General features: G+C 53.2%; 26 protein-coding genes, 3 tRNA genes and 2 pseudogenes. 17 read left to right on the forward strand and 14 right to left on the reverse strand.

Annotated features, from left to right (window positions below):
- The first annotated feature begins 112 nt into the window (after nucleotides 1-112).
- The 3 genes from L350_RS19470 to L350_RS19460 all read left to right on the forward strand — a co-directional run bounded on the left by L350_RS19470 (nucleotide 113) and on the right by L350_RS19460 (nucleotide 411).
- A tRNA-Gly gene (locus L350_RS19470) sits at nucleotides 113-188 on the forward strand.
- A gap of 51 nt (nucleotides 189-239) precedes the next feature.
- Nucleotides 240-313, forward strand: a tRNA-Cys gene (locus tag L350_RS19465).
- 11 nt (nucleotides 314-324) lie between these two features.
- Nucleotides 325-411, forward strand: a tRNA-Leu gene (locus tag L350_RS19460).
- 139 nt (nucleotides 412-550) lie between these two features.
- Here L350_RS19460 and L350_RS24840 read toward each other — a convergent pair.
- Nucleotides 551-652: pseudogene (locus L350_RS24840) on the reverse strand (integrase); the annotation flags it as partial.
- A gap of 20 nt (nucleotides 653-672) precedes the next feature.
- On the opposite strand from L350_RS24840, the pseudogene L350_RS22970 reads away from it, so the two are divergent.
- The 3 genes and pseudogenes from L350_RS22970 to L350_RS19450 all read left to right on the forward strand — a co-directional run.
- Nucleotides 673-909, forward strand: a pseudogene (locus L350_RS22970) (DUF4225 domain-containing protein); the annotation flags it as partial.
- Between the two features lie 2 nt (nucleotides 910-911).
- On the forward strand, nucleotides 912-1,235 hold the full coding sequence (locus L350_RS19455; protein ID WP_032624024.1) for a hypothetical protein: 324 nt from the start codon (nucleotides 912-914) through the stop codon (nucleotides 1,233-1,235).
- Nucleotides 1,236-1,264: 29 nt separating this feature from the next.
- The gene (locus L350_RS19450) at nucleotides 1,265-2,191 is read left to right on the forward strand and encodes a LysR substrate-binding domain-containing protein (protein WP_032624025.1); all 927 of its coding nucleotides are present in this window, start codon (nucleotides 1,265-1,267) and stop codon (nucleotides 2,189-2,191) included.
- A 5-nt stretch (nucleotides 2,192-2,196) separates the two neighbouring features.
- Here L350_RS19450 and L350_RS19445 read toward each other — a convergent pair whose 3' ends face one another.
- The 6 genes from L350_RS19445 to L350_RS19420 all read right to left on the reverse strand — a co-directional run bounded on the left by L350_RS19445 (nucleotide 2,197) and on the right by L350_RS19420 (nucleotide 7,806).
- Nucleotides 2,197-2,667: a hypothetical protein gene (locus tag L350_RS19445; protein WP_032624026.1), complete on the reverse strand. Its 471-nt coding sequence runs from the start codon at nucleotides 2,665-2,667 to the stop codon at nucleotides 2,197-2,199.
- A 163-nt stretch (nucleotides 2,668-2,830) separates the two neighbouring features.
- Nucleotides 2,831-3,547 carry an ABC transporter ATP-binding protein gene (locus tag L350_RS19440; protein ID WP_032622411.1) on the reverse strand — a complete coding sequence of 239 codons (717 nt, stop codon included), beginning with the start codon at nucleotides 3,545-3,547 and terminating at the stop codon, nucleotides 2,831-2,833.
- On the reverse strand, nucleotides 3,544-4,419 hold the full coding sequence (locus tag L350_RS19435; RefSeq protein ID WP_023300474.1) for an ATP-binding cassette domain-containing protein: 876 nt from the start codon (nucleotides 4,417-4,419) through the stop codon (nucleotides 3,544-3,546). Before L350_RS19435 ends, L350_RS19440 begins: the two co-directional genes overlap by 4 nt.
- The gene (livM, locus tag L350_RS19430; RefSeq protein ID WP_032624027.1) at nucleotides 4,416-5,690 is read right to left on the reverse strand and encodes a high-affinity branched-chain amino acid ABC transporter permease LivM; all 1,275 of its coding nucleotides are present in this window, start codon (nucleotides 5,688-5,690) and stop codon (nucleotides 4,416-4,418) included. The genes L350_RS19435 and livM overlap by 4 nt, the downstream gene beginning before the upstream one ends.
- An 11-nt stretch (nucleotides 5,691-5,701) precedes the next feature.
- Nucleotides 5,702-6,616, reverse strand: a complete 915-nt coding sequence (locus L350_RS19425; RefSeq protein ID WP_003859667.1) for an ABC transporter permease subunit — start codon at nucleotides 6,614-6,616, stop codon at nucleotides 5,702-5,704.
- A gap of 68 nt (nucleotides 6,617-6,684) precedes the next feature.
- Nucleotides 6,685-7,806 carry a branched-chain amino acid ABC transporter substrate-binding protein gene (locus L350_RS19420; RefSeq protein ID WP_023300472.1) on the reverse strand — a complete coding sequence of 374 codons (1,122 nt, stop codon included), beginning with the start codon at nucleotides 7,804-7,806 and terminating at the stop codon, nucleotides 6,685-6,687.
- 411 nt (nucleotides 7,807-8,217) lie between these two features.
- Between L350_RS19420 and L350_RS19415 the strand changes: the two genes are divergently transcribed.
- Nucleotides 8,218-8,886: a YecA/YgfB family protein gene (locus L350_RS19415; RefSeq protein WP_032624028.1), complete on the forward strand. Its 669-nt coding sequence runs from the start codon at nucleotides 8,218-8,220 to the stop codon at nucleotides 8,884-8,886.
- Between the two features lie 316 nt (nucleotides 8,887-9,202).
- Here the strand turns inward: L350_RS19415 and tyrP are convergent, their stop codons facing one another.
- Complete coding sequence (tyrP, locus tag L350_RS19410; RefSeq protein ID WP_032622450.1) at nucleotides 9,203-10,414, reverse strand: tyrosine transporter TyrP; 1,212 nt, start codon at nucleotides 10,412-10,414, stop codon at nucleotides 9,203-9,205.
- 188 nt (nucleotides 10,415-10,602) lie between these two features.
- On the opposite strand from tyrP, the gene L350_RS19405 reads away from it, so the two are divergent.
- Nucleotides 10,603-10,842, forward strand: coding sequence for a YecH family metal-binding protein (locus L350_RS19405; RefSeq protein WP_032622412.1), 240 nt, complete (start codon nucleotides 10,603-10,605; stop codon nucleotides 10,840-10,842).
- A 36-nt stretch (nucleotides 10,843-10,878) separates the two neighbouring features.
- Here L350_RS19405 and ftnA read toward each other — a convergent pair whose 3' ends face one another.
- Both ftnA and yecR read right to left on the reverse strand, forming a co-directional pair.
- Nucleotides 10,879-11,376, reverse strand: coding sequence for a non-heme ferritin (ftnA, locus tag L350_RS19400; protein WP_022648525.1), 498 nt, complete (start codon nucleotides 11,374-11,376; stop codon nucleotides 10,879-10,881).
- A gap of 200 nt (nucleotides 11,377-11,576) precedes the next feature.
- A complete protein-coding gene (gene yecR / locus L350_RS19395; RefSeq protein WP_022648524.1) occupies nucleotides 11,577-11,915 on the reverse strand; it encodes a YecR family lipoprotein in 339 nt (112 codons plus the stop codon).
- A 245-nt stretch (nucleotides 11,916-12,160) separates the two neighbouring features.
- On the opposite strand from yecR, the gene L350_RS19390 reads away from it, so the two are divergent.
- Entirely contained in the window at nucleotides 12,161-12,799 is a 639-nt protein-coding gene (locus L350_RS19390) for an RpiB/LacA/LacB family sugar-phosphate isomerase (RefSeq protein WP_003859680.1), read from the forward strand.
- Nucleotides 12,800-12,841: 42 nt separating this feature from the next.
- On the opposite strand, the gene L350_RS19385 is transcribed toward L350_RS19390, so the two are convergent.
- Nucleotides 12,842-14,260: an MFS transporter gene (locus L350_RS19385; RefSeq protein WP_032624029.1), complete on the reverse strand. Its 1,419-nt coding sequence runs from the start codon at nucleotides 14,258-14,260 to the stop codon at nucleotides 12,842-12,844.
- Nucleotides 14,261-14,474: 214 nt separating this feature from the next.
- On the opposite strand from L350_RS19385, the gene azuC reads away from it, so the two are divergent.
- Together azuC and L350_RS19380 are read left to right on the forward strand one after the other, a co-directional pair.
- Nucleotides 14,475-14,558, forward strand: coding sequence for a stress response protein AzuC (azuC, locus tag L350_RS24140; RefSeq protein WP_003859682.1), 84 nt, complete (start codon nucleotides 14,475-14,477; stop codon nucleotides 14,556-14,558).
- Between the two features lie 106 nt (nucleotides 14,559-14,664).
- The gene (locus L350_RS19380; RefSeq protein WP_003859683.1) at nucleotides 14,665-14,916 is read left to right on the forward strand and encodes a DUF2766 family protein; all 252 of its coding nucleotides are present in this window, start codon (nucleotides 14,665-14,667) and stop codon (nucleotides 14,914-14,916) included.
- An 80-nt stretch (nucleotides 14,917-14,996) separates the two neighbouring features.
- On the opposite strand, the gene L350_RS19375 is transcribed toward L350_RS19380, so the two are convergent.
- Nucleotides 14,997-16,340 (reverse strand): anaerobic C4-dicarboxylate transporter, encoded by a 1,344-nt coding sequence (locus tag L350_RS19375; protein ID WP_032624030.1) that lies wholly within the window; start codon nucleotides 16,338-16,340, stop codon nucleotides 14,997-14,999.
- Between the two features lie 577 nt (nucleotides 16,341-16,917).
- The gene (locus L350_RS19370) at nucleotides 16,918-17,421 is read right to left on the reverse strand and encodes a non-heme ferritin-like protein (protein WP_022648520.1); all 504 of its coding nucleotides are present in this window, start codon (nucleotides 17,419-17,421) and stop codon (nucleotides 16,918-16,920) included.
- Nucleotides 17,422-17,925: 504 nt separating this feature from the next.
- Between L350_RS19370 and L350_RS19365 the strand changes: the two genes are divergently transcribed.
- From L350_RS19365 to otsA, 6 genes are all read left to right on the forward strand, one after another.
- On the forward strand, nucleotides 17,926-18,483 hold the full coding sequence (locus L350_RS19365) for a DJ-1/PfpI family protein (RefSeq protein ID WP_032624817.1): 558 nt from the start codon (nucleotides 17,926-17,928) through the stop codon (nucleotides 18,481-18,483).
- Between the two features lie 316 nt (nucleotides 18,484-18,799).
- Nucleotides 18,800-19,789: an arabinose ABC transporter substrate-binding protein AraF gene (araF, locus tag L350_RS19360; RefSeq protein WP_023300466.1), complete on the forward strand. Its 990-nt coding sequence runs from the start codon at nucleotides 18,800-18,802 to the stop codon at nucleotides 19,787-19,789.
- A gap of 71 nt (nucleotides 19,790-19,860) precedes the next feature.
- Entirely contained in the window at nucleotides 19,861-21,375 is a 1,515-nt protein-coding gene (gene araG, locus L350_RS19355) for an L-arabinose ABC transporter ATP-binding protein AraG (protein WP_023300465.1), read from the forward strand.
- 14 nt (nucleotides 21,376-21,389) lie between these two features.
- Entirely contained in the window at nucleotides 21,390-22,370 is a 981-nt protein-coding gene (araH, locus tag L350_RS19350) for an arabinose ABC transporter permease AraH (RefSeq protein WP_022648516.1), read from the forward strand.
- 153 nt (nucleotides 22,371-22,523) lie between these two features.
- Nucleotides 22,524-23,327, forward strand: a complete 804-nt coding sequence (gene otsB / locus L350_RS19345; RefSeq protein ID WP_022648515.1) for a trehalose-phosphatase — start codon at nucleotides 22,524-22,526, stop codon at nucleotides 23,325-23,327.
- Nucleotides 23,302-24,726, forward strand: a complete 1,425-nt coding sequence (gene otsA, locus L350_RS19340) for an alpha,alpha-trehalose-phosphate synthase (RefSeq protein WP_022648514.1) — start codon at nucleotides 23,302-23,304, stop codon at nucleotides 24,724-24,726. Before otsB ends, otsA begins: the two co-directional genes overlap by 26 nt.
- Before the next feature lie 15 nt (nucleotides 24,727-24,741).
- Here the strand turns inward: otsA and uspC are convergent, their stop codons facing one another.
- The gene (gene uspC, locus L350_RS19335; RefSeq protein ID WP_022648513.1) at nucleotides 24,742-25,170 is read right to left on the reverse strand and encodes a universal stress protein UspC; all 429 of its coding nucleotides are present in this window, start codon (nucleotides 25,168-25,170) and stop codon (nucleotides 24,742-24,744) included.
- Nucleotides 25,171-25,780 lie beyond the last annotated feature (610 nt).

A 25,780-nucleotide genomic window follows, 5' to 3' on the forward strand; every position in this document is an offset into this window, starting at 1 on the left:
TGACTCATAACGTCATATCAGTAGAATGCAACGCATCGAACGGCGGCACAGTAAGCCGGACGATAATGAAATCAAGTGCTTAGCAAGGCGTTAAATAGTTACTTGATAACATGCGGGAATAGCTCAGTTGGTAGAGCACGACCTTGCCAAGGTCGGGGTCGCGAGTTCGAGTCTCGTTTCCCGCTCCAGATTAATGCATCGGCAGTTTGCGGGTGCAGGTCGAAAGACAAAAGATTTAAGGCGCGTTAGCAAAGCGGTTATGTAGCGGATTGCAAATCCGTCTAGTCCGGTTCGACTCCGGAACGCGCCTCCACTTTCTTCCCTGGCCGGATGGTGGAATCGGTAGACACAAGGGATTTAAAATCCCTCGGCGTTCGCGCTGTGTGGGTTCAAGTCCCACTCCGGCTACCATGGGAAAAGTAGAATAAAATCAATGATAAGCAGTGTCGTGTAAACCACCGAAAGGTGGTTTTTTATTGCCTAATTTTCGCCATTCGCCATTCTTTCGCCATTCAGCTTCACCACAAAAAGAGGGCATTACTGCCCCTTCGACTACCGGAACTATAGGAATTTTTCTATCATAACGTGCTGTCTGTGACGCGTTTTTATGACCAGCGATTCCCTGTTTTTCGTTAAGCGTGCCTTCCAGATCCATATCCCTTTAGATTTGCTGCTACGAAGTTAGGTTATGGTAATAACCAGGCTGAGTTAGTCTATGGCGTCGTTGATCTCTCTTTATCGGCATATGGTGCGGGCAGAAAAGTTTTGGGTCCCAGAGAGAAGTCCTGGAGTTTATTCCACGATTATATCAGAGGTTGGCAAGAGGCTTTTAAAACCGCAATGGCGCTGGATTTGACCAGTGGGAGCATTCCGGGTTGGCAGATGTACCAGATAGCAAAAGAGATTTGATTATGTCTCAAGAGTTAGAATTTTCGCTTCATCCACCTGTTTGGCCTGCCGTGGCCTATTCCATTGTATCTATTGCAATTTTTCTCTTGCTTTATCTCGGCAAACTAAAAGTTAACAGGCTGCATAAATACCCGCTATTTATCGCGTATAGGGTGTTTGTAATCGCTATTGCAGCCGTTCAGATAAACATCTTTGCCAATGGCTACGAGTTTGTCAGCAGCTTTTTGCATATAGATTTTGACCCCTATCGCTATGACTCGGTATATTGGGGAACATTGTTTTTCTCCATAATTTACTTGCTGGCGTTGCCCCGGAACAAGTTTTAGCATAATGAATTTTTCATTTAAGGGACGCTATGTCTTTACCGCCATTGTATGCACTGCGTGCGTTTGAAGTTGCTGCGCGGTTGAACTCCTTCAGTAAAGCCGCTGAAACGCTCAATATTACGCCGGGCGCGGTCAGCAGACATGTCCGTACCCTTGAACTGTGGTTCGACTGCGAGCTTTTCAAAAGGCAAGGTCCTCGCGTGGAGGTCACTGAAGCCGGGCGAGTGCTTGCCGGACAGCTGAACGAAAGCTTCACGAGCATTGAATGGGCCTGCCGGGCATTTCGCAGTGAAAACCATCTGCTGCGGTTAAAAACACCCAGCACCCTGACCATGAGATGGCTTCTCGACGTGCTGCGATCTTTTCGCAACAACCATCCAAAACCGCAGGTGGAGATTGCCAGCGTCTGGATGGACATTGACACCGTTGATTTCAATCTTGAGCCATACGACTGCGCCATCCTTCTCGGTAATGGCCGTTTTGGTGAGACAACGGAAAGCCAGCTGCTTTTTCATGAATGGCTTATCCCGGTTTGCACCCCATCGCTTATCGAACCGGCCCGGCAGCAGCTTTCGCAATGCGATTTGATCCATCCTTCACCGGACAGACGTGACTGGCGGCGCTGGCTGCGAAGAACAGGATTGTTTCCGGGGCTCGATATGAGCAGCGGCATGGTGTTTGATACCCTTGAACAGGGAAGTATCGCCGCGATGAACGGGCACGGCATCGCTATCGCCGACCTGCATCTCACGCTTGATGCCCTGAAAAGCGGCCTGCTGGGCCTGCCGTTCAGGGAAGCTATCGCGACGGGAGATGGTTACTACCTCGTCTGGCCAAAAAATTCGCTCAAAAGAGAGAGCATCCAGCACCTTCTGGGCTGGCTGCAAAACCATACCCCGGTCGTTCCGGCTCTGGATATCGATTACCTGGAATACGATGAAAGCCGGGTTTATTAATACCGTTATGAGTAAGAGATGTTTGCCATCTTTTTATAGCGTTCTGGCAAAGCGCTGTTCAGGCTGAGTACCTTATCCAGAATATAAAATGCCGGCGTGTTTTTCTGTTGCTCAGCGTCAATAATTGCACCGCGTAATATCGTGGCGGCAGACGAAATTCTGTGAAAATATTCTTCAGTCTCGGGCGTCTGTAATTCACCCGACGTGGCGTAACGCACGCCCGGCCAGCCGGAGAAGTCGAGCAGCGGAAGGGGCTTTCCTGCTTCAGGATGACAGGCTGAAATCAGCGCAGCCGCTTGCTTAGGGTCGCGATGGGCAACGGACAGCATGTATACGCGCTGCGAAAACGGTGACAGAGCCTCTGAGTGATGTTTCTTAGCCATAAGCATGGCCATAAAATCCTGTAAATCATCGGCTGAATTTGTGTCAGGTGGTAATACAGTTTTCAATAACTGATATAACGCATCAAGTGTCATATTTGCCCCGGATCCTCTTATCATTATTATTCAGTTTGCGGCTGAACGTTTTATCGACCCGCGTAAAGGCGGGTCGTGAAGATGATATTTGAATGCGGTCGCATCAGAAAAACGATTAATAATGGCAATCACTGTGAGTTTTTCTCACTATAGCCTCCAGGCTTCACACGCCGCCCAGGTACGCCTTCCTCACCTCCGGATCCTTTAGCAACGCCTCGCCGCTGCCGCTTAACCGAATCTGGCCGTTAACCATCACATAGCCGCGGTCGGACAACTTCAGCGCGTGGTGGGCATTCTGCTCGACCAGAAAAATCGTCATTCCGTTACGGGCCAGTTCGCGCAGCGTCTGGAAGATCTGTTTAACCACGATGGGTGCGAGGCCGAGGCTGGGTTCATCCAGCAGCAGAAGTTTAGGACGGCTCATCAGCGCCCGGGCAATAGCCAGCATCTGCTGTTCACCGCCGGAGAGCGTCATCGCCCGCTGGTTACGCCGCTCCTTGAGGCGAGGGAAGAGGTCGAACATGCTTTGCATATCTTCAGCTGCATGCTGATTGCCGACGGGGATTGTCCCCATCAGCAGGTTCTCTTCTACAGACATATCCGGGAAAATGCGTCGTCCCTCAGGTGCCTGCGCGATGCCGCCGGTGGCAACATAGTGGGTGGATTTGTGGCTGATATCCTCGCCGCAGAAGAGGATCTGCCCGTTGCGGATCCGGGGCTGACCAAAGACAGACATCAGTAATGTTGACTTCCCCGCGCCGTTAGCGCCAATCAGGGCCACGGTTTCCCCTTTATTTACCTCAAGTGAAACCTGCTTCAACGCCTGGATCACCCCGTAAAAAACGTCCACATTATGAAATTGAAGCATCGGTGCGCTCACAGATTAACCTCGGTTTCGTCGGTGCCCAGATACGCGGCAATCACTTTTTCATTGTGCTGGATCTCAGCCGGTTTACCTCTGGCAATCACATCACCGTGATCGAGCACAATGATGTCATCTGAAATGCCCATCACCATCCCCATATCATGCTCGATCAGCAAAACCGTGATGTCGTGGTGGTCGCGCAGGAACCGGATGATCTCGCTCAGCTTGTGTGTCTCCACCGGGTTCAGGCCGGCAGCAGGTTCATCGAGACAAATCATCTCCGGGCCGGTGCACATGGCGCGGGCGATTTCGAGGCGTCGTTGCTGGCCATAGGACATTTCCCCGGCCAGACGGTTCGCGCAATCTACCAGATCCACCACCTCCAGCCAGTAAAACGCCCGGTCCAGCGCCTCGTTCTCTGCCCGACGATACGCAGGGGTGTTCAGCACCCCCGCCAGCAGATTGCGGTTGACGCGCATGTGCTGTGCCACCAGCAGGTTTTCCACAACGGACATCTCGCGGAACAGGCGGATGTTCTGAAACGTGCGCGCAAGACCCGCGCGGTTCACCAGATGCGTGCCGCCAAACATCTTATAGAACAGGCGTTGACCAAGCTGCGCCGGGCTGAGCCAGTCGCCCGGCTGGAGTTTCTGGCCGAGCACCTGAATGACATTGGTGGTTTTATTTCGTGCATTGAACAGAATGTTGCCGCCGGAGGCCCGGTAGAAACCGGTCAGGCAGTTAAAGACGGTTGTTTTTCCCGCGCCGTTAGGCCCAATGAGTGCAGTAATAGAGCCGCGCTGCACCTCAAGATTGACGTCGTTTAAGGCCTTGATCCCGCCGAAGTGCATCATCAGATGTTCTACACGCAAAATCGTTGCGTTCATGGCGCCACTCCTTTACGCACGGCAAATCCGCTGCGGTTGATGCGGATCAGACCGCGAGGACGCCAGCTCATCATCACCACCATCAGCATGCCAAACAGCAGCACACGGTATTCCGCAAAGCTGCGCAGCAGTTCCGGCGTGACGGTCAGCACAAAGGCGGCCAGTACGACGCCGACGGTGGAGCCCATCCCGCCCAGGACCACAATCGCGAGGATGAGGGCCGATTCAAAAAAGGTGAAAGAGGTGGGGTTAACAAACCCCTGCCAGGTGGCAAAAAACACCCCGGCGATACCTGCCGTCGATGCGCCCAGGGTGAAGGCCGAGAGTTTGACCAGAACGTGGTTGAGCCCCATGGAACGGCAGGCAATCTCATCCTCACGGAGCGCTTCCCACGCGCGTCCAATGGGCATTCGGGTCAGCCGGTGTTTAATGTACAGCACCAGCATGACTACCAGGAACAGTACTGCATAGATGAAAATAAACTTCATGTTGGGGTTATAGGTCAGGCCGAAGAACTCGTGGAAGGGGATGCCACCTTCTTTGGCGCGTCGGCCAAACTCCAGGCCAAAAAAGGTCGGAGCAGGGGCTGAAACGCCGTTAGGCCCGCCGGTGAAGGTGAGCCAGTTGTTCAGCACCAGGCGGATGATCTCGCCAAACCCGAGCGTGACGATGGCGAGATAATCCCCGTGCATGCGCAACACCGGAAAGCCGAGCAGGGCGCCCGCGCCCGCAGCCATTAGCGCCGCCAGCGGCAGCATGCTCCAGAACCCAAGCCCCAGATACTGATACCCGAGCGCCAGTCCGTAAGCGCCGATGGCATAGAAGGCGACATAACCCAGATCCAGCAGCCCTGCCAGGCCAACGACAATGTTCAGCCCAAGACCGAGCAGGACGTAGATCAGTCCGAGTATAGCGACCGTCAGAACGTATTTTGTGGCCACAAACGGGAAGCAGATCGCCAGCGTGACAATCAGCGGAATGATCCAGCGCATGCGGCTTTTATACGCCGGTGGCCGGACATACACCCCCGCATTGTCGGATTCAAACCGCGCCTGTAAACGTCTTCCGGCCGCCGTAGCTGAAAAGGCGCTCAGCAAAAAGCGTCCCAGCATCACCGTGCCTACAATCCACGCCAGCCGCTGGCCGTCAAAGTTAAAGCTGTAACCATCCAGTATCACGCCCGCAATCGGGCCGAAAATAATCAGGGCGATCATTCCGGAAAAAATCGCGTCCAGAATGCAGCGCTTCAGGGAAAAGCCGTCAGAGGTCATCGCGTTGTTCCTTACACTTTAGCCACGACAGGGCGGCCCAGCAGCCCCTGAGGACGGAAGATCAGGATTAATACCAGCAATCCAAACGAGAACACGTCTTTATAATCCGAGTTCACCATCCCGGAGAATTGCGCTTCTGCGACGCCCAGAATCAGCCCGCCAAGCATCGCACCGGGCAGAGAGCCGATGCCGCCCAGCACCGCCGCCGTAAAGGCCTTGATGCCGATAACGAACCCGACGTAAAAATCAAAGGTGCCGTAATTCATGGTGATCAGCACGCCCGCCAGCCCGGCCATGGCTGCGCCGATAACAAACACCAGCGAAATAATTCTGTCGGTGTTGATACCCAAAATGGAGGCCATCTTACGATCCTGCTGCACCGCACGGCACATGCGCCCTAAGCGGGTACGGTTGATAATCCAGGTCAGCACCAGCATGCCCGCGAACGAGGCGATGAGAATAAAGACTTTGGTATAGGTTATCTGGACAAACCCTTCGCCGAGGTGAAAACGCAGCACACCATCCAGCATGGTCGGTACGCCCTGCTGCCGTGGGCCCTGGCTGAGCTGGACGTAGTTTTGCAGTATCAACGACATCCCGATGGCCGAAATCAGTGGCGCCAGACGCGTCGAATTGCGTAGCGGCTTATAGGCGATGCGCTCAATCGTCCAGCCATAAACGCCGGTGACCACGATGGTGAAAACCAGGGTTCCCAGGATCAGCAGCGGAAAGGAGTGGAGTCCAAAAAACGCCAGCAGGGCCAGGCCAATGGCCGAGAGATAGGCGGAGATCATATACACTTCGCCGTGGGCGAAATTGATCATACCGATGATGCCGTACACCATGGTGTAGCCGATGGCGATAAGACCATAGACCGAACCCAGCGTTAAGCCATTAATTAATTGTTGCAGGAAGAATGTACTCATGGTCGCGCACCTGAATAAAGGGTTACGCCGACAGTCAGACCTGCCGGCGTTGAGCAGATTCCGTCCCGTTATGGCACTTCTTTATATTTGCCTTTGTCGTCCCACTGGTAGACCACGTAGTCAGACACTTTGAGGTCACCTTTGCTGTCCCAGGCTTTTTTACCCATCACCGTGTCGACAGGATTGGCCTTCAGCCACTCGCTGGCTTTTGCGGAATCCGTCCCTTTCGTGGCCTTGAATGCCGCTGCGATAGCCTGCACAGACGCGTAGGCGTAGAGGGTGTATCCTTCTGGTTCAAATTTACCGGCGCGGAATTTCTCGATGACGGCTTTTCCGTCCGGGATCAGGCGCGGGTCTTTACCGAAGGTCATGTAAATACCGTTGGTGTACTGCGCCCCACCGGCGGCGGTGACCATCTCTTCATTGACGATACAGTCTCCCGAGAAGAACTTCGCCTGCACGCCCTGTTCACGCATCTGGCGAACCAGCGGGCCCGCTTCCGGGTGACAGCCCCCGAAGAACACCACGTCTGGTTTTTGTGCGCCAATTTTGGTCACCAGCGCGTTAAAGTCTTTCTCCCCGCGGGACAACCCTTCGTACATCACTTCCTTAACGCCGCGTTTCGCCAGCGCCGCTTTAGTGGCGTCCGCCAGCCCCTGACCGTAGGTGTCTTTATCGTGGATGATGACGACCCGTTTGGCTTTAAGCTTATCAAGAATAAAATCGCTGGCGACCTGGCCCTGCTGGTCGTCACGTCCGCACATGCGGAACATATCGCTCATGCCCCGCTCGGTAATAAGCGGGTTCGTTGAGCCGGGGGTGATGGAGAGGATCCCGGCATCGCTATAGACCTCGGAGGCGGGCATGGTCGACGAGGAGCAGAAGTGGCCGACGACCGCTTTCACTTTATCCTGATCGACTAAGCGGTTGGCGACGGCAACGGCCTGTTTGGGTTCGCAGGCGTCATCGCCCTGAACCAGTTTGATTTTCTCACCGTTGATCCCGCCAGCGGCGTTAATGTCTTCCGCCGCCTGCGTAGCGCCATGCCAGTATTGATCGCCATAGGTTGCGTTCGGGCCTGTGAACGGCCCGGCCACGCCGATCACGATATCGGCCTGTGCAGAAAAGGCCGTCACCAGACAACCGGCCAGCAACAGGGAGAGGGGAGTTTTGGTAAATTTCAGCGACATTATTATGTTCCTTAGCAAAGAGGTTTTTGCACCAGGTATAAACCCGAACGCCTGATGGCATCGTAAATCCAAAAACAAGAGCGAGAACAAAATGCACTTTAGAAGCAATCTCGTGCTTAATACGGCGAGGATCCCACGCACCGCGAAGCGCGCAGAACATTAAGCAAAAAGGTTGCCAGAATGGTTAATCCCTTGACCGGGTCACAACACGTTGAGTATAGAGCGCCGTTTTATGCGCCTTTGCGGGATGAGATGAATTTACAGCGGAGATCACATCTCCTTAACAACAAAGCCCATAAGTTGTGCAACGGTCACGATTTGCACGTTTTTGCAGCAATAAAGACCTAAACTTCAGATAGGCATGCGCGGCGATATATGTCAGGATCGTTTTTTTTATCAGGAGTATCAGCAATGGCTGAAGGCCCATTAAATGAAAGCGAGATGGCGTGGCTGGAAGAGACATTAATCTCTTACGGACACGACGATGCATCCGTGATTGACGTGTCCGAACTGGACGGCATGCTTACCGCAGTACTTTCCGGTCCCGTTGTGGTGGAGCCCGACACCTGGCTGGTAGCGGTATGGGGTGGTGAGAAGTATATTCCGCGCTGGAAAAACGATCGTGAGATGAACCGTTTTATCGATCTCTGCTTTAAGCACATGAACGATATTGCCGAGCGCCTGAGCGAATACCCGGATCAGTTTGAACCGCTGTTTGGCTATAACGACGTTGACGGTCAGAGCTATACCGTAGTGGAAGAGTGGTGCTATGGCTACATGCGCGGCGTGGCGCTGACGGACTGGTCATCCCTGCCGGAAGCGCTGGAAGCGGATCTGGCGGTGATTGCCCTGCACGGAACGGAAGAGAACAGCGAGAAGCTGGATGCGCTGACCGAAGAGGAGTATATGGCCAGCATCGAGAGCATTCAGCCTGCGGCGCTGCGTTTGTACAACTACTGGGTGGCTAATCCGCAGCAGTCGGAAGCGAAAAAGCCGATCGTGAACGGGTCGAAGGTGGGACGTAACGATCCGTGTCCGTGCGGGAGCGGGAAGAAGTTTAAGAGTTGCTGCCTGCATTAAATCATTAATTACTGTGGCCTGAATGGGGCACGGGTGTTGAGTCCCCGCTAAAATCGGCGAACCGGAGACCAGATGACAAGGGCTGGACGCCATGGATGGCGGCCAGAGGCGAATCGAGACAGGATGTCGAGTTGAGCCGACCGCAGGCAGATGGTCGGGAGGTGAGCGCAGTGCGAAGCACCGATTTTCCGCGGGGCCGCGGGGATTGATAAGGGGGCCGCGGCGGCCCCCTTATCCCGTTCACATGCTGTGAAAAAATCATATTCTGTTGATCTTAAGGTGAACGGAACAGTACCTCAGGACCTGTATAAATAAGTTATCCCACTTCCGGCAGCATCCCCGCTGCAATCAAAATCTGCACCAGAATAATCACCACCCCACAACCAAACACCACGCACAGCAGCGGCTTACCACCCGCCACGCGGTATCCTTGCTGCGGATGTTGCTGGCGGCTCTTCCACGCCAGCAGGGAAGGCAGCAGCAGGGCCAGTACCGATAACGCCACGCCAGCATACCCCAGCGCCATCACAAACCCGCGCGGATAAAAGAGCGCGAAGGCCAGCGGCGGCAGGAAGGTCATCGCCCCCGTCTGTAAGCGTCCGGCAACGGTATTGCGACGCTGGAACAGATCCGCCATATAGTCAAACAGGCCAAGCGCCACGCCGAGGAAGGAGGTTGCCAGCGCCAGGTCTGCAAACAGATGTACCGCCAGCTCCACGTGTGAAGAGGCCACTACGTTACGCAGGGCAACCAGGAATCCATTCAGACCAGAATGCTCTGCCATCAGGCCGATAAAGGTGGTGGAATCAATACTGCCCAGCGTCACCAGCTGCCAGAACAGGTAAGCAATCAACGGAATGGCGCTGCCGATCACAAAGACGCGGCGCAGCTTGCGAATATCACCGTTCATATAACTCACGATGCTCGGCACGCTGCCGTGAAAACCGAAAGAGGTGAAAATCACCGGGATGGCCGAAAGCGCCAGACCTTTCTCCAGCGGGAGGGAGAGCAGGTTAACCTTGTGCACATGCGGTGCCAGCAGCACCAGCATCACAACAAGGAAGAGAATTTTGGCGCTGAACAAAAAACGGTTAAACAGATCGACCAGCGACGTGCCCGCACAAACCACACCGCCACCGATCAGCGTAAAGACAATGGCGCCTGTTTCCGGTGAAAGCGACGCACCGAAGCCGTCATTGATACTTGACGCAATTAGCTCCCCGGCGCCGCTGATGTAGGCGGCGGTCAGCGCGTACATCAGGAACATCATGCTGAAACCGGTGATCCACTGCCCGTAGCGTCCAAGATAGCGTGCAGCCAGGGAGCCTAAGCCGGTATCGGCAGGGACATGTTGATATACCTCCAGCAATAATAGCGCGGTGTAACACATCAGGGCCCAAAGACCGCCCAGCAGCACTACGGTAACCCCAAACCCGACGCCGGCGGCAGCCAACGGCATGGCCAACATTCCTGCGCCAATTGTCGTTCCGGCGACGATAAAAATACTTCCCAGAGTTCTGTTCTTCACGCTTTCCTCTACAACGCTTCCATACCGCGACTCATTCTGCGGCGCAGAGTAAGGGAAAAGCACCATCTCGTCAAATCACCGTTACATAGGGTGTAATGATTAATTTACAAAAAGAAAGGGGGAACCTGCGCCTGCGCAAAGCGTGCCGTGGAGGGAGCATTTAGTCTGCTTTTTATTTGCGAGAGGTAATGATGTCAATTCACGGACACGACGTGCTGAATATGATGATTGAGTCAGGTGAGCGTTATACGAAGGAGAGTCTGGTTGAGGCGATACATGCCCGCTTTGGCGAAGCGGCGCGTTTCCATACCTGTTCAGCTTCGGAAATGACAGCCGCGGAGCTGGTGGCGTTTCTGGCGGCGCGCGGAAAATTCATTCCGGCAGCAGATGGATTTTCCACGCACGAAAGTAAAATTTGCCGTCATTGAATAAAGCGGTGCTGAAAACTCAGCACCGCTTTTCTATTAATTCTGCGTGTCGAGCGTCGACAGCTCTTTATCAATGAAGTACAGACCTTCCCCAGATTTACCTGCCAGAGATAATTTATCCAGCACGGATTTAAACAGCTTCTCTTCTTCGTGCTGTTCAGCCACATACCACTGAAGGAAATTAAAGGTTGGATAATCCTGACTGGTCATGGCGGCATGAGCCAGTTCATTTATTTTCTGGGTGATCAGCTGTTCGTGCTCATAGGTGGCACGGAACAGTTCATCAAGAGAGCCGTACTCGGCGAAAGGCGATACCACGTTATCAATGCGCGGCAGGCTGCCGGTGTCCGTCAGGTAATCAAACAGACGCTGCATGTGCGTCATCTCTTCCTGGGCATGACGACGCAGGAAGGCGGCAGCCCCTTCAAAGCTGTGATAGCTGCACCAGGCGCTCATCTGCTGATAAAGCAGGGAAGAAAATAGCTCAAGATTCATTTGCGCATTGAGCTTGTCGATCATTTCAGTTTTTAACATGGTGCAGCTCCGGTTTATTAATTCTGGTTCACGATGAGCGACACTATAATTTGTTATTTAATTATTTGCAAAAAGTAAAATAAATATTTATTTATTAAAAATACGAATGGGAATAAAACGCATTGCCGCCATTTATATTTATTAATGAGAATTATTTTTGTTCTTATTAAATAAACTGCCAGCGTGACTGGCAGTCGCGGTTAATACCACGGATTCTGGCTGGAAGAGGTAACGGCATATCCCTGACATTTATACTGAATGGTCACACTTTCGTTCAGACAGAGTGAACCGCTGATCAGGGTGCAGGTTTTAATCGGCTGCCCGTAGGCTGACGCGGAGGCGTAGCCCATGCGTTGGCAGGCCTTTGTTGCCGTACCGTTATTAACATAGTCATCAGACCAGGCGTTTTGGAGCATGGTCTGGCCATAGTCGAGGCGCACAATTCCGTTTGGGGCATCAGTACTACTGACTTCTGCCTGACGGTTGATGCTGCACCCGGCGAGCAACAGGATCGTTCCGGCTATGATTACACGTTTCATGTTTCACTCTGCGTGACGGGAAATACGCCATTGTAACCAACGCGACGGGACGCAATGGCCGGAATAGCCGGAGGATCTGCCCTTTCACTGTACAACGAGCCGGGCCACCGCGCGAAATTGTGAGCGCATCTTTGTTTTTTAAAACAAGTTTTCACTTAATTTGAAAGTGCGTTTGTTTGATAGTAAGGTTAAGTTGAAAAGGTATCCACAGCGGGATCGCCCGCCATGCATTCAGGAGAGACAAGATGAAAATTGCACTGATGATGGAAAACAGCCAGGCCGCTAAGAATCCCATCATCCTTAATGAGCTAAAAGCCGTTGCTGATGAGAAAGGTTTCCCGGTCTATAACGTCGGTATGAGTGATGAGAACGATCATCATCTCACTTATATTCACCTGGGCATCATGGCGAGCATTCTGCTTAACGCTAAAGCCGTTGATTTTGTTGTCACCGGCTGCGGTACCGGGCAGGGCGCGTTAATGTCCCTGAACATCCATCCGGGTGTGATTTGCGGTTACTGCATCGATCCTGCGGATGCTTTCCTGTTTGCGCAAATCAACAACGGTAACGCGCTTTCTCTGCCGTTTGCGAAAGGCTTCGGCTGGGGAGCAGAACTGAACGTACGCTTTATCTTTGAGAAAGCGTTTACCGGACGCAATGGCGAAGGCTATCCACCAGAGCGTAAGGAGCCGCAGGTGCGTAACGCCGGTATTCTGAACCAGGTGAAAGCGGCGGTGGTAAAAGAAAACTATCTGGATACCCTGCGTGCAATCGATCCTGAGCTGGTTAAAACCGCCGTCTCAGGCCAGCGCTTCCAGCAGTGCTTCTTCGAGAACTGCCAGGACAAAGAGATCGAAGCCTTCGTGCGCGGTATTGTTGGCTGATTTCCTTTGCCGGGCGGTGCGTTGCCCGCCCGGCACAGAGCCTTACTTTTTCGATGATACCGCGCTGCCTGCATTTTTGGTCAGACGCAGCGTGTCAACCATTCCCACCAGGCAGATCAGCGCGATCGCCACAAATGCCAGCCGGAAGCTCATTCCCGGCATGCCGGCAATCCCCATCTTCTCACTGACTTTTTCCCCGATACGAATACCAATTGCCCCGAGCGTGATCCCAAGTCCCACGGCAAGCTGCGTTGCGGTTGAAAACAGCGTATTGGCATAGCTCATCTGCGCCGAGGGTACATCCGCAAAGGCCAGCGTACTGATGGCTGTAAACTGGATCGAACGAAAAACGCCACCCAGATAGAGGATCAGCATGACGAGCCACACAGGAGTCTGCGGCGTAAGAAAGGCGCAGGCCAGCAGCGCCAGGACATTCAGTGAACCGTTAATCAGCAACAGCCGCTTAAACCCCAGGCTGCGGATCAGGGGCGTCGTCGCCGGTTTAATGGTGAGATTGCCTACGAAAACGGCCAGCACCAGCAGGCCAGAATGGAACGCGTCCATGCCAAAGCCGACCTGGAACATCAGCGGTAACAGGAACGGTACCGCGCTGATGGAGGCGCGAAACAGCGATCCGCCGTACAGGGTGACGCGAAACGTTGGCACTTGCATCGCATCGAGCCTGATCATCGGCCAGGTTGCCCGCTTAAAGTGGCGCAGCGCCAGGCTCAACGCGGCGACACCGACGATAAACAGCGTGGCGGTTAATCCTGTCCGCAGAGGCTCTGCGCCCATCAACTCCATCGCATAAACCAGGCTCACCATGGCAAGGGTGGTGACCACAAAACCCGGTAAATCAAACGGTCGGCGCGTATCTTCATGCAGGTCTGGAATGATTCGCAGTGCCAGCAAAATGGCGATTATCCCCAGCGGCACATTAATAAAGAAGATCCAGCGCCAGTCGGCATAGCTTGTAATGAACCCGCCCAGCGGCGGGCCGATGATCGGCGCGACCAGCGCAGGCCACGTCAGGGTGGCGATTGCCGTGATGAGCTGATGCTTTGGCGTTGTACGTAACACGGCCAGGCGACCCACAGGCACCATCAGCGCGCCACCCATGCCCTGGAAGACGCGCATTGCGACAAACTCCTCGAGCGTGGTGGACAGGCCGCAAAATACCGAGGCCAGCGTGAAGATCGCCAGCGCGAGGGCAAATACTTTTCGCGCGCCGAAGCGGTCGGCGATCCAGCCGCTGGCGGGGATCAGCACGGCAAGGGTGATCAGGTAGGCGCTGATGCCGATATTCAGATCCACGGCCTGTACGCCGAAGCTTTTTGACATATCCGGCAATGCGGTGGCGATCACCGTCCCGTCCAGAAACTCCATAAAGAAAGCACCGGCCACCAGCAGTGCCGCAGGCGATAATCCATGGCTCTCTTTGCCGGATACGTTTTCACTCATTCTCTTCCTGCCCGCTCAAAAAATTTTATAAAAATTTACTGGAATTTATAAGTCTGTAACGTGCGGATTTATCGTGCCTTTTTTTAACAAACCGGCAGCACTGAGGGTTTGTTAACCGTGATGCAGGTCACAAAATGGTTGATTTTTGTGATGACGGTCATATTATAAGCGTATTGATAATAACACCTGCATAACACGTTACTGGAGCAACATAATGAAACTGCGCAAAATCCTGAAAAGCATGTGGGCTAACTACTGCACAACGTTTAAAGACGTCCCACCGGGTGCGATGTTCTGATAAAAAAACCTGCTTCGGCAGGTTTTTTTATGTCTGCGGACGACGAGAGGGAGATGGAAGGGCGTCTGTTTTGCTACTATGGCGGCCTTTGAATAAGGAGAAGCCCATGTCACAAAACCTGAGCGCCGATCAGGAACTGGTATCTGACGTCGTCGCCTGCCAGCTGGTTATCAAACAAATCCTTGATGTGATTGACGTTATCGCGCCGGTTGAGGTACGCGAAAAGATGTCGACCCAGCTAAAAAACATCGATTTCACCAATCATCCTGCTGCTGCGGATCCGGTTACGCTCCGCGCGATCCAGAAAGCGATCGCGCTGATTGAACTGCGCTTCACGCCGCAGGGTGAGTCACATTAAAATAAACCGATGTTTTAAAATTAGAAACCGTTTTCTGATTTTACGTCGAAGGGCGACAGAGTCTGTCGCCCGCAGAAGGTTCAAAAGAACGTCTGCACCAGCAGATAGCTCACCACGCAGGCACAGCTGACGCCAATCAGACCCGGCAGAATAAAGCTGTGGTTGATGATGAATTTACCGATGCGGGTGGTGCCGGAGCGATCGAATCCAATACAGGCCAGATCGCTCGGATAGGTGGGCAGCACAAAGTAGCCGTAGGAGGCCGGGAAGAAGGCCACCAGCATTTTCGGATCGATGCCTAACATCAACCCCATCGGGGCGACTGCGGTTAAGGCCGCGGCCTGGCTGTTGACCAGTTTCGACACCAGAAACAACACGATGGCATACGTCCAGGGATGACTCTTCACTACCCCCTCCAGTGCCATTTTCAGTTCGTCGAGATGCGCCTGGAAAAAGGTATCGCTCATCCATGCCACGCCAAACACCGAGAAGATGGCGACCATCCCCGCCTTAAATACCGCTCCGTTTGAAATGGCCGACGCATTAACCTTACAGGTCATCAGCATGATGGCCCCGGCAATAAGCATCATCATTTGAATAACAAGGTTCATCGACAGGGCCGTCATTTTGCCTTTGATCTCAAACGCCGGACGCAACTCGGGCAACGCACCCAGCAGGACCACAACGGCAATCCCGGCGAAGAAGATCCACGTTGACAAGTAGGCCTGTTTAGGGAAACGCTGATCCATCAACGTCTCCGTTCCCCCATAGATAAACTCCCGCTGTTTCGGATCTTTCAGCTTTTCCTGAAATTCAGGATCGTCTGCGAGGTTTTTTCCCCGGCGCAGGCTCCACAGTGCCGCAATGGCGACGCCAGACAGTGAGGCCGGTACGGAAACGGCGAGGATTTCGAGGATCCCCCACGCGTGGCCGATACCGTTCTGCGCACCCAGAATTGAGACCAGCGAAACGACGGCCACGGAAACGGGGGAGGCGGTGATCGCCATCTGTGAGGCCACCGAGGCCACCGCCATCGGCCGTTCCGGGCGAATGCCTTTTTTCAGGGCGATATCCGCGATAATGGGAAACATAGTGTAGACGACGTGGCCGGTCCCGCAGAGAAAGGTCAACATCCAGGTGGTAAACGGCGCGAGAAGGGTGATGTGCTGGGGATGTTTTCGCAGCAGGCGCTCTGCGAATTGCATCATCACGTTCAGGCCACCGGCGGTCTGTAGTGTTGCCGCGCAGCCGATGACGGCGAGGATCGTGAGCATCACGTCAACCGGCGGTTTACCGGGTTGCAGACCAAAGACAAAACTCAAAATAAACAGGCCGATGCCGCTTATCAGCCCCAGGCCCATCCCGCCGAAGCGGGTACCTACCAGCAGGCAGAGGATAATGACAATAAACTCAATGATGATCATGATGCTCCCTCGTTAATGAATGTAATTAAACAAATCATTACACGATGTGTGGTTATTCATTGGGAGCAAGATCTGATTTGTTAAATGTCAGCAAAAGCAGGGAGTTGGCACCCACTCCCTGACGGGCTGAGGGATCCCCAGTAATTTGAAAGCAAAAGCGATAACGTTGCCTTCAGAATAACTGAAGGCTTTCAGCGATGCCTCGGTCCGGCTGTAAATCGCTGAGGCGTTTCCTGTAGGCCGGGGCGAGGCGCAGGGATGCGCCGAGAGGGCGGGCTTTACAGGGATGTTACCTCCGCCCGTCCCCGATAAGCCGGAAGGAATAAGCCGAAGGTACCGCGAAGCGGCGATTTTCCGCCGGAAGCCCGGGTCGCCAGGGTGGTGGCGACTGAGCCACCCTGGCACGTTCACCGGTTATGCCGTGACAGAGTAGCAAGGAACATAAAGTGAACGGAATGACCACCAGAGCCGTATGTTCCCCCTCACCCCAGCCCTCTCCCTCAAGGGAGAGGGGGCCGTCTGTGCAGGCATTATTTTGTGGGGAACTCTCAGCCCTGACGGGAGCGGGTGAAGGAATTTAGTGGTGTTGCACGGTAGCTATGTCGAGAAGATGGCGGTCCGTCTGCTCCAGACAGATCCCCGCGCGTTTCGCGTTGCGGATTTCGTCTGCGAGCGTTTTCAGCAGCATGCCATCCTGCTGCTGTTCTCTGTCCATATCACGTAAAAACTTGAGGGTAATGATGTCCTGTTGCGCTTTGGCTTCATCGGCCAGCTTGTTCAGCTTCGTACAGCGTTGCTCATACTCTTCAAGCGTTTTCTGGAACAGTTCCTCCAGAGAGGAGTAATTATCTTCAATCGTTTCAAGCTCTTTGACTGTGGGATTGGCGCCGATGGCTTTCAAAAAGTTAAAGACACGCATCATGTGCGTGACGTTACTTTGCGCCTGAGTACGAAAGAAGGTGGCAGTGCCGTTGAGGCTTTTTCTGGAACACCAGGCGCTCAAATGCAGATGCAGATTTGAAGCATAAAACTCCAGGTTCATCTGGGCATTCAGTTTTTGCATCATCGTTTGGGTAGTCATACTCATATCCTTATTGACTGTGGGACTTGATGTCCGCTACGAAACCTGACCCGGCAGGTACTGACAATTGAATAACAGAAAAAGATTTCTGCAAGGTAAACAAACTCGAAAATTCACGTCCTGTGTTCGATTTAAATAAGCATACGCTTCTCTTTGAATTAAGAAAACTCTTAGTTGGGCTGTGTTTACCATACATTACAAATTTAAATATAGCGCAGAACAGAAAACAGGTGGCGAGATAAAATATTTTTTATCTTTATGTTTTTAATGATATTAAAATCAGTGCTTCCCATTTTTATCGTTTCAGGAAACCTTCTGTGGCGGGAAATTCTGTGAAAGTGTTAAATCAGAAATAATAACTGCAAATATATCCTGCTGTAGCAAATTTGAGCTAAATCAATTTTCCCGCAATATACGGTTCTGTGATCGCGTCGTAAGATTGTTATCTAACAAATCTGGAAAATGAAACGATGTTTTATATCTTTTCACTTGTAGGGGTTTATGATGACAAAAGTTGCGGTGCTGCTGGCACCTGGTTTTGAAGAAGCAGAAGCGATTATCACAGTTGATATCCTGCGTCGCTTGCAGATTGAGGTGGAAACGCTGGCCTGCGCGGAGTCCCGTGCGGTAGTGAGTTACCACAATATCCCCATGGTGGCTGACAGTACCTTAACGGAACGTTTTAATAGGCTGTATGACGCGGTCGTGTTACCCGGTGGGCCGCAGGGGAGTATCAATCTGGCGGCTAACCAGGAGGTGATCCGCTTTGTTTCCGCGCATGACGAGCACGGCAAACTCATCTGCCCGATCTGCTCTGCGGCTGCGCGGGTGCTGGGCGCAAACGGGCTACTGAAGGGGCGGCGCTACGTCTGTTCCGGCGATCTGTGGCAGACCGTTGATGATGGAGTATATGTGGATGCGCCGGTCGTGGAGGATAACAACCTCATCAGCGGCAAGGGGCTGGGGCACGCTTTTGACTTTGCGCTGACGCTCTCTGCGCGTCTGTTGGGCGACGATGCCCCCGTGCGCGATCATGCTGAACACATCTATTACCGCTGGTAAATTTTCTGCCGGACGCTAAGGCGTCCGGGTTACAGGGATTACTTAGCTGACCTTATGGATAATCCTGCTTAACTCCTTTCCATTTGTAGGACAATTACGTCCTTTTTTATGTCATTTTTCGCTGAATTTATGTACGCAATTACTGTAATTCTGCGGTGTGATGTCGCTCTCTTATGGATGATTAATTTCCCGCTAAAACTATCACCAGCAATAACGCTTATGACGAGGTAAGCGCTAATGCCTTGTTTTAAGTCCGATTAAATATGTTGTTCGCCATTATTCCCTACAGATAAGAATGCTAAAGCTGGAGTTTACCATGCACAAATTTACTAAAGCGCTGGCGGCCATCGGCCTGGCTGCCGTTATGTCACAATCCGCTATCGCTGAAAATTTAAAGCTCGGTTTTCTGGTTAAACAGCCGGAAGAACCGTGGTTCCAGACCGAATGGAAATTTGCTGATAAAGCCGGAAAAGATTTGGGATTTGAGGTAATTAAAATCGCCGTACCTGACGGCGAGAAAACGCTTAACGCCATTGATAGCCTGGCGGCGAGCGGCGCGAAAGGTTTCGTTATCTGTACGCCGGATCCAAAGCTGGGTTCAGCGATTGCCGCGAAAGCGCGCGGTTATGACATGAAAGTGATTGCGGTGGACGATCAGTTCGTGAATGCCAAAGGCAAACCGATGGATACCGTTCCGCTGGTGATGATGGCGGCCACCAAAATCGGCGAGCGTCAGGGCCAGGAGCTCTATAAAGAGATGCAAAAACGCGGCTGGGATGTAAAAGAGACCGCCGTGATGGCGATTACCGCTGACGAGCTGGATACCGCCCGTCGTCGTACCACGGGCTCCATGGACGCCCTAAAAGCGGCTGGCTTCCCGGAAAAACAAATCTACAAAGTCCCGACCAAATCCAACGATATCCCGGGCGCCTTTGATGCGGCGAACTCTATGCTCGTCCAGCATCCGGAGGTGAAACACTGGCTGGTGGTGGGGATGAACGATAACACCGTGCTGGGCGGCGTGCGTGCAACGGAAGGCCAGGGCTTTAAAGCACCGGACATTATCGGGATCGGCATCAACGGCGTGGACGCCGTGAGCGAACTGTCTAAAGCGCAGGCGACCGGCTTCTACGGCTCTCTGCTGCCAAGCCCGGATGTCCACGGCTATAAATCCAGCGAAATGCTTTACAACTGGGTGACCAAGGGGGTTGAGCCGCCGAAATTCACCGAAGTAACCGATGTGGTGCTGATCACCCGCGATAATTTCAAAGAGGAGCTGGCGAAAAAAGGACTGGGCGGTAAGTAATACGCTGTGATTGCGCCCCTCACACGCCGTGAGGGGCCTGACGTACACACTACAGGAATCACGGAGTCGTTATGCAACAGTCTGATCCGTATCTCTCTTTCCGCGGCATCGGTAAAACATTCCCCGGCGTAAACGCGCTGACCGATATCAGCTTCGACTGCTATGCAGGTCAGGTTCATGCCCTGATGGGGGAGAACGGCGCGGGAAAATCCACGCTGCTAAAAATTCTCAGCGGCAACTACACGCCCACCACCGGCACGCTGGCCATTCGCGGCGAAGAGGTGGCCTTTGCCGATACCACGGCAGCGTTAAACGCGGGCGTCGCCATCATCTATCAGGAGCTGCATCTCATTCCTGAAATGACCGTGGCGGAGAACATCTACCTGGGCCAGCTTCCGCATAAAAGCGGCGTGGTCAACCGCTCGCTGCTCAACTATGAAGCGGGCTTGCAGCTCAGGCACCTTGGGCTGGATGTCGATCCGCAAACGCCCCTTAAGTATCTCTCCATCGGCCAGTGGCAGATGGTGGAAATTGCCAAAGCGCTGGCGCGTAACGCCAAGATCATCGCTTTTGACGAGCCAACCAGCTCGCTCTCGGCGCGTGAAATTGAAAACCTCTTTCGCGTGATCCGCGAGCTGCGCAAAGAGGGCCGCATCATTCTGTACGTCTCCCACCGTATGGAAGAGATTTTTGCCTTAAGCGATGCCATCACCGTGTTTAAGGATGGCCGCTACGTGCGCACCTTCACCGATATGCAGCAGGTCAATCATGACCAGCTGGTGCAGGCGATGGTTGGGCGCGATCTCGGGGATATTTACCACTGGAAGCCGCGCGAGTACGGCCCTGAGCGTCTGCGTCTGGATAGCGTTAAAGCCCCAGGCGTGCGCACACCTATTTCACTCTCGGTGCGCAGCGGCGAAATCGTCGGGCTGTTTGGCCTTGTCGGGGCAGGGCGCAGCGAGCTGATGAAAGGGCTGTTTGGCGGTACGCGCATTACCCAGGGCCAGGTCTTCGTTGATGGGAAAAAAGTCGATATACAGAAGCCTGCGCAGGCGATTAACGCGGGCATCATGCTCTGTCCGGAGGATCGAAAGGCCGAAGGCATTATTCCAGTGCACTCGGTGCGCGACAACATCAACATCTCTGCCCGGCGCAAGTTCATCCGCGCGGGATGTCTGATTAACGACGGCTGGGAGGCGCGCAACGCTGATCACCATATCCGTTCGCTGAACATCAAAACTCCCGGGGCTGAACAGCTGATCATGAATTTGTCCGGCGGCAACCAGCAAAAAGCCATTCTGGGGCGCTGGCTGTCGGAAGACATGAAGGTCATTTTGCTGGATGAACCAACGCGCGGTATCGACGTGGGGGCGAAACACGAAATCTATAACGTCATCTATGAGCTGGCAAAACGCGGTGTGGCGGTGCTGTTCGCCTCCAGCGATCTGCCCGAGGTGCTGGGCGTCGCCGACCGTATTGTAGTGATGCGTGAAGGCGAAATTGCCGGTGAATTGCTGCATGAACAGGCGAATGAACAACAGGCGTTGAGTCTCGCCATGCCTAAAGTTAGCCAGGCTGTCGCCTGAGTAAGGAGTCAATGATGTCCTCTGTTACTACATCCGGAGCGCCGAAGTCGGCTTTCAGTTTTGGCCGCATCTGGGACCAGTACGGCATGTTGGTGGTTTTTGCCGCCCTGTTCGTTGCGTGCGCGATTTTTGTGCCAAACTTCGCGACCTTCATCAACATGAAGGGGCTGGGGCTGGCCATCTCCATGTCCGGCATGGTGGCCTGCGGAATGCTATTCTGCCTGGCCTCCGGCGATTTTGACCTGTCGGTCGCCTCGGTGATTGCCTGTGCCGGGGTCACCACTGCCGTGGTGATCAATATGACCGAAAGCCTGTGGATCGGCGTGCTGGCGGGGCTGATGCTCGGCGTGCTGAGCGGTCTGGTGAACGGCTTTGTGATTGCGCGCCTGAAGATTAACGCCCTGATCACGACGCTTGCGACCATGCAAATCGTGCGCGGTCTGGCCTATATCATCTCCGACGGTAAGGCGGTGGGGATTGAAGACGAGCGCTTCTTTACGCTGGGCTATGCCAACTGGCTGGGCTTGCCTGCGCCTATCTGGCTGACGGTAGCCTGTCTGATCCTGTTTGGTTTCCTGCTTAACCGCACCACCTTTGGTCGTAATACCCTGGCGATTGGCGGGAACGAGGAAGCGGCGCGTTTGGCGGGTGTCCCGGTCGTACGGACCAAGATCATTATCTTCGTGCTTTCCGGGCTGGTGTCGGCAGCGGCGGGGATTATTCTGGCGTCGCGTATGACCAGCGGCCAGCCAATGACCTCTATCGGTTATGAGCTGATTGTCATTTCAGCCTGCGTATTGGGGGGCGTATCCCTCAAGGGCGGCATCGGAAAAATCTCATATGTGGTGGCGGGGATCCTGATTCTGGGGACCGTGGAGAACGCCATGAACCTGCTTAATATTTCTCCGTTCTCTCAGTACGTCGTACGCGGCCTGATCCTGCTGGCAGCAGTGATCTTCGACCGTTACAAGCAAAAAGCTAAGCGTACCGTCTGATTTATTTTTAGCCACTTATCTGCTCAACTATTAACCATAGTTGACTCCCTGACCGGCCCGCCAGTTATGCTGACGGGCCGGTTGCTAAATGGCGAGCGCCGTCACACTGTCTATACTTACATGGCTGTTTTGTTCACTGTAAGGAGGATTAGGGTGGCTGACTTGTTAACCGCACCGCCTGTACTGCCCGGAAAATTTGCTTTCTTTTTTGACCTCGACGGGACGCTCGCCGGGATTGAACCGCATCCTGACGACGTTGTTGTACCGGATCTGGTGTTAGAGAATTTGCAGCAGCTCTCCCGACAGAACGAGGGGGCACTGGCATTGATTTCAGGGCGCTCAATGGCCGAGCTGGATGTGCTCGCCAGTCCTTATCACTTTCCGCTGGCCGGTGTGCACGGAGCGGAGCGCCGCGATATCCATGATCAACTGCATATAGTTTCACTCCCCGATACGCTGGTTCAGGCGCTGCATGCGCAACTCTCTTCTGCTCTGGAACTGCTTCCCGGTACGGAACTGGAAGCCAAAGGCATGGCCTTTGCGCTGCACTACCGTCAGGCGCCTCACCATGAGGCGGCGATCTTTTCGGTAGCAAGAAGCGTGGCGGAAGCCCATCCGGAGCTGGCGTTACAGCCCGGTAAATGTGTGGTCGAGATTAAACCAGCAGGAATTAATAAAGGCGCTGCCATTGCAGCGTTTATGGCGGAAGCGCCGTTTAAAGGGCGCACGCCAGTATTTTTTGGGGATGACCTGACCGACGAGGCCGGGTTCAGCGTGGTAAACCAGGCCAGTGGCATGTCTGTCAAGGTAGGGCCGGGTGAAACCGTTGCCGGATGGCGGCTGGAAAACGTCGCCAGCGTCTGGCAGTGGATATCTGATGTCGCTAACCAGCAACAACAACAAATAGCGCAAAACAACGGGAGAAATCATTATGGGTCGCTTAGTCGTCGTCTCTAATCGCATCGCACCGCCGGATGATAAAAAAGCCAGTGCCGGTGGCCTGGCGGTCGGGGTATTAGGTGCCCTCAAAGCCGCGGGTGGTCTCTGGTTTGGCTGGAGCGGGGAAATCAGTAATGATGAGAAACCGCTTAAAAAGGTGTCACGGGGCAATATCACGTGGGCTTCCTTCGCACTCAGTGAGAAGGACTATGATGAATATTATTCCGAGTTCTCAAACGCCGTGCTGTGGCCAGCGTTTCACTATCGTCTGGACCTGGTGAAATTCCAGCGTGAATCTTATGAAGGCTATATGCGCGTTAATGCGCTGCTGGCAGATAAACTGCTGCCGCTGATCGAAGAAGACGATATTTTATGGATCCACGATTACCATTTGCTGCCTTTCGCCAGAGAGCTGCGAAAACGTGGTGTGAATAACCGAATCGGTTTTTTCCTGCACATTCCTTTCCCGACGCCGGAGATTTTCACGGCACTGCCGCAGCATGAAGAGATCCTTGAGGCGCTGTCCGATTACGACCTGCTCGGTTTCCAGACGGAAAACGACAGGCTGGCCTTCCTCGACAGCGTGTCCGGTAAAACCCGACTGGTCACTCACGGCGGCAAATCTCACACCGCGTGGGGACGTAATTTCCATACCGAGGTCTACCCGATTGGTATTGAGCCAGACGAAATTGCCGAGCAGGCCTCCGGTCCATTGCCTCCGAAGCTTGCCCAGCTTAAGGATGAACTCAAGCACGTTAAGAATATCTTTTCGGTTGAACGACTTGATTATTCCAAAGGGTTGCCGGAGCGATTCCTCGCGTACGAAACCCTGCTGGAAAAATTCCCGCAGCATCACGGCAAGATTCGTTATACCCAGATAGCGCCGACCTCACGCGGTGAGGTTCAGGCCTATCAGGATATCCGTCACCAGCTTGAGACCGAAGCAGGGCGCATCAACGGGCGCTACGGGCAGCTTGGCTGGACGCCACTTTTCTATTTGAATCAGCACTTTGAGCGCAAAATTCTGATGAAAGTGTTCCGCTATGCGGATGTCGGGCTGGTCACGCCCCTGCGCGACGGGATGAATCTGGTGGCAAAAGAGTATGTTGCAGCACAAGATCCTGCTGACCCGGGTGTGCTGGTGCTGTCTCAATTTGCCGGTGCGGCAAACGAGTTAACCTCAGCGCTGATTGTAAACCCTTACGATCGCGATGACGTGGCAAATGCCCTGAACCGTGCGTTAACTATGCCGCTTGCGGAACGTATTTCACGCCATTCGGAAATGATGGAGACCATCATGAAGAATGATATTAACCGCTGGCAGGCGCGTTTTATTGACGATTTGCGCGCGATCCAGCCGCAAAGTCAGGAAGGTGATCTGCAAAAAAAGATCGCGACCTTCCCTAAACTCGCCTGATTTTCTCCGGGGGCATTAATTGCCCCCAAGAGGCACCAGCAGGACATCAACCTGGCTTGACGAAACGATAGATTTTGCCGAGCATGCCGCACGAGAAAAAAAACTCTGGTTATGATTTCCGCAAATAACCAGGTCAATATTCTCTTTCTGACAGATGTCGAGTATATGCGCGCTTAATTCACCGGTCGCGATAACGGTCTGATGAATCGGATAGTCTGCCCTCTCCACCAACTCTTGCAGGAATTGGTGCGTTTCCTCCTGCAATACCTCACGTATATCTTCCAGCATCGGCGCAGCCAGCTGATTATACATTTCGGGTTCCGCGGCCAGCGTGATCAGGCTGATGCGGGCATTGGCGGGGCGGGCGATGGATACGGCTCGGGCGACAAGCTGGTGGCTTTCGGGAGAAACAGCAACTGAAACAAGCAGATGGGAGTAACTCATCACGCACTCCTTTGATGTCAGAATGACAAGTTTCCCCAGCTTTACCGCGAAACTGTCATTACTGCAAGAGGTGAATGCGTCATTAGTGTGAAGCTTATCATAATTATTCATTAATTATTCTTATAAGAAGAATAACTGAAAAGATGGCCTAAATGAAAAAAATTAACAGCTTAACGTAAATTACACATTTTCCCTTCCGGGTGGTTAACACGCCTTAACTCATCATCAACCCGGCGTAGATCGTTACGCAACGAAACTGATTTTTGTGTTACCAGCGTTAACCCACTGTTTTTACTTTATTAATTAATGGTAGTTTCAGCGTGAAGTTTTCCCCATAGCAGATCAATGCGGATTTGCCCTGTCTTTACATTTCCCAGACCCAATTCCCCCGTCCGGATGCATGAGTATTCGTTCCTGAAGAATATAAACAAGCTTGGGTTGGATAAAAAACACCCAAATTACAAGTCACGCTGATGGATTTATGGGTTACATTCGCGTAAATTATGTGACGCAGATCACATTTTTTTTAAATTCCAGGGGGGGCTGCATTGTATGTGTCAAAACTGACGAGTAGAGTTTGCGTCGAATTAGGAAAAATCTTAGTTATTTG

Source organism: Enterobacter sp. MGH 4, assembly GCF_000534735.1.
Classification (GTDB): domain Bacteria; phylum Pseudomonadota; class Gammaproteobacteria; order Enterobacterales; family Enterobacteriaceae; genus Enterobacter; species Enterobacter intestinihominis.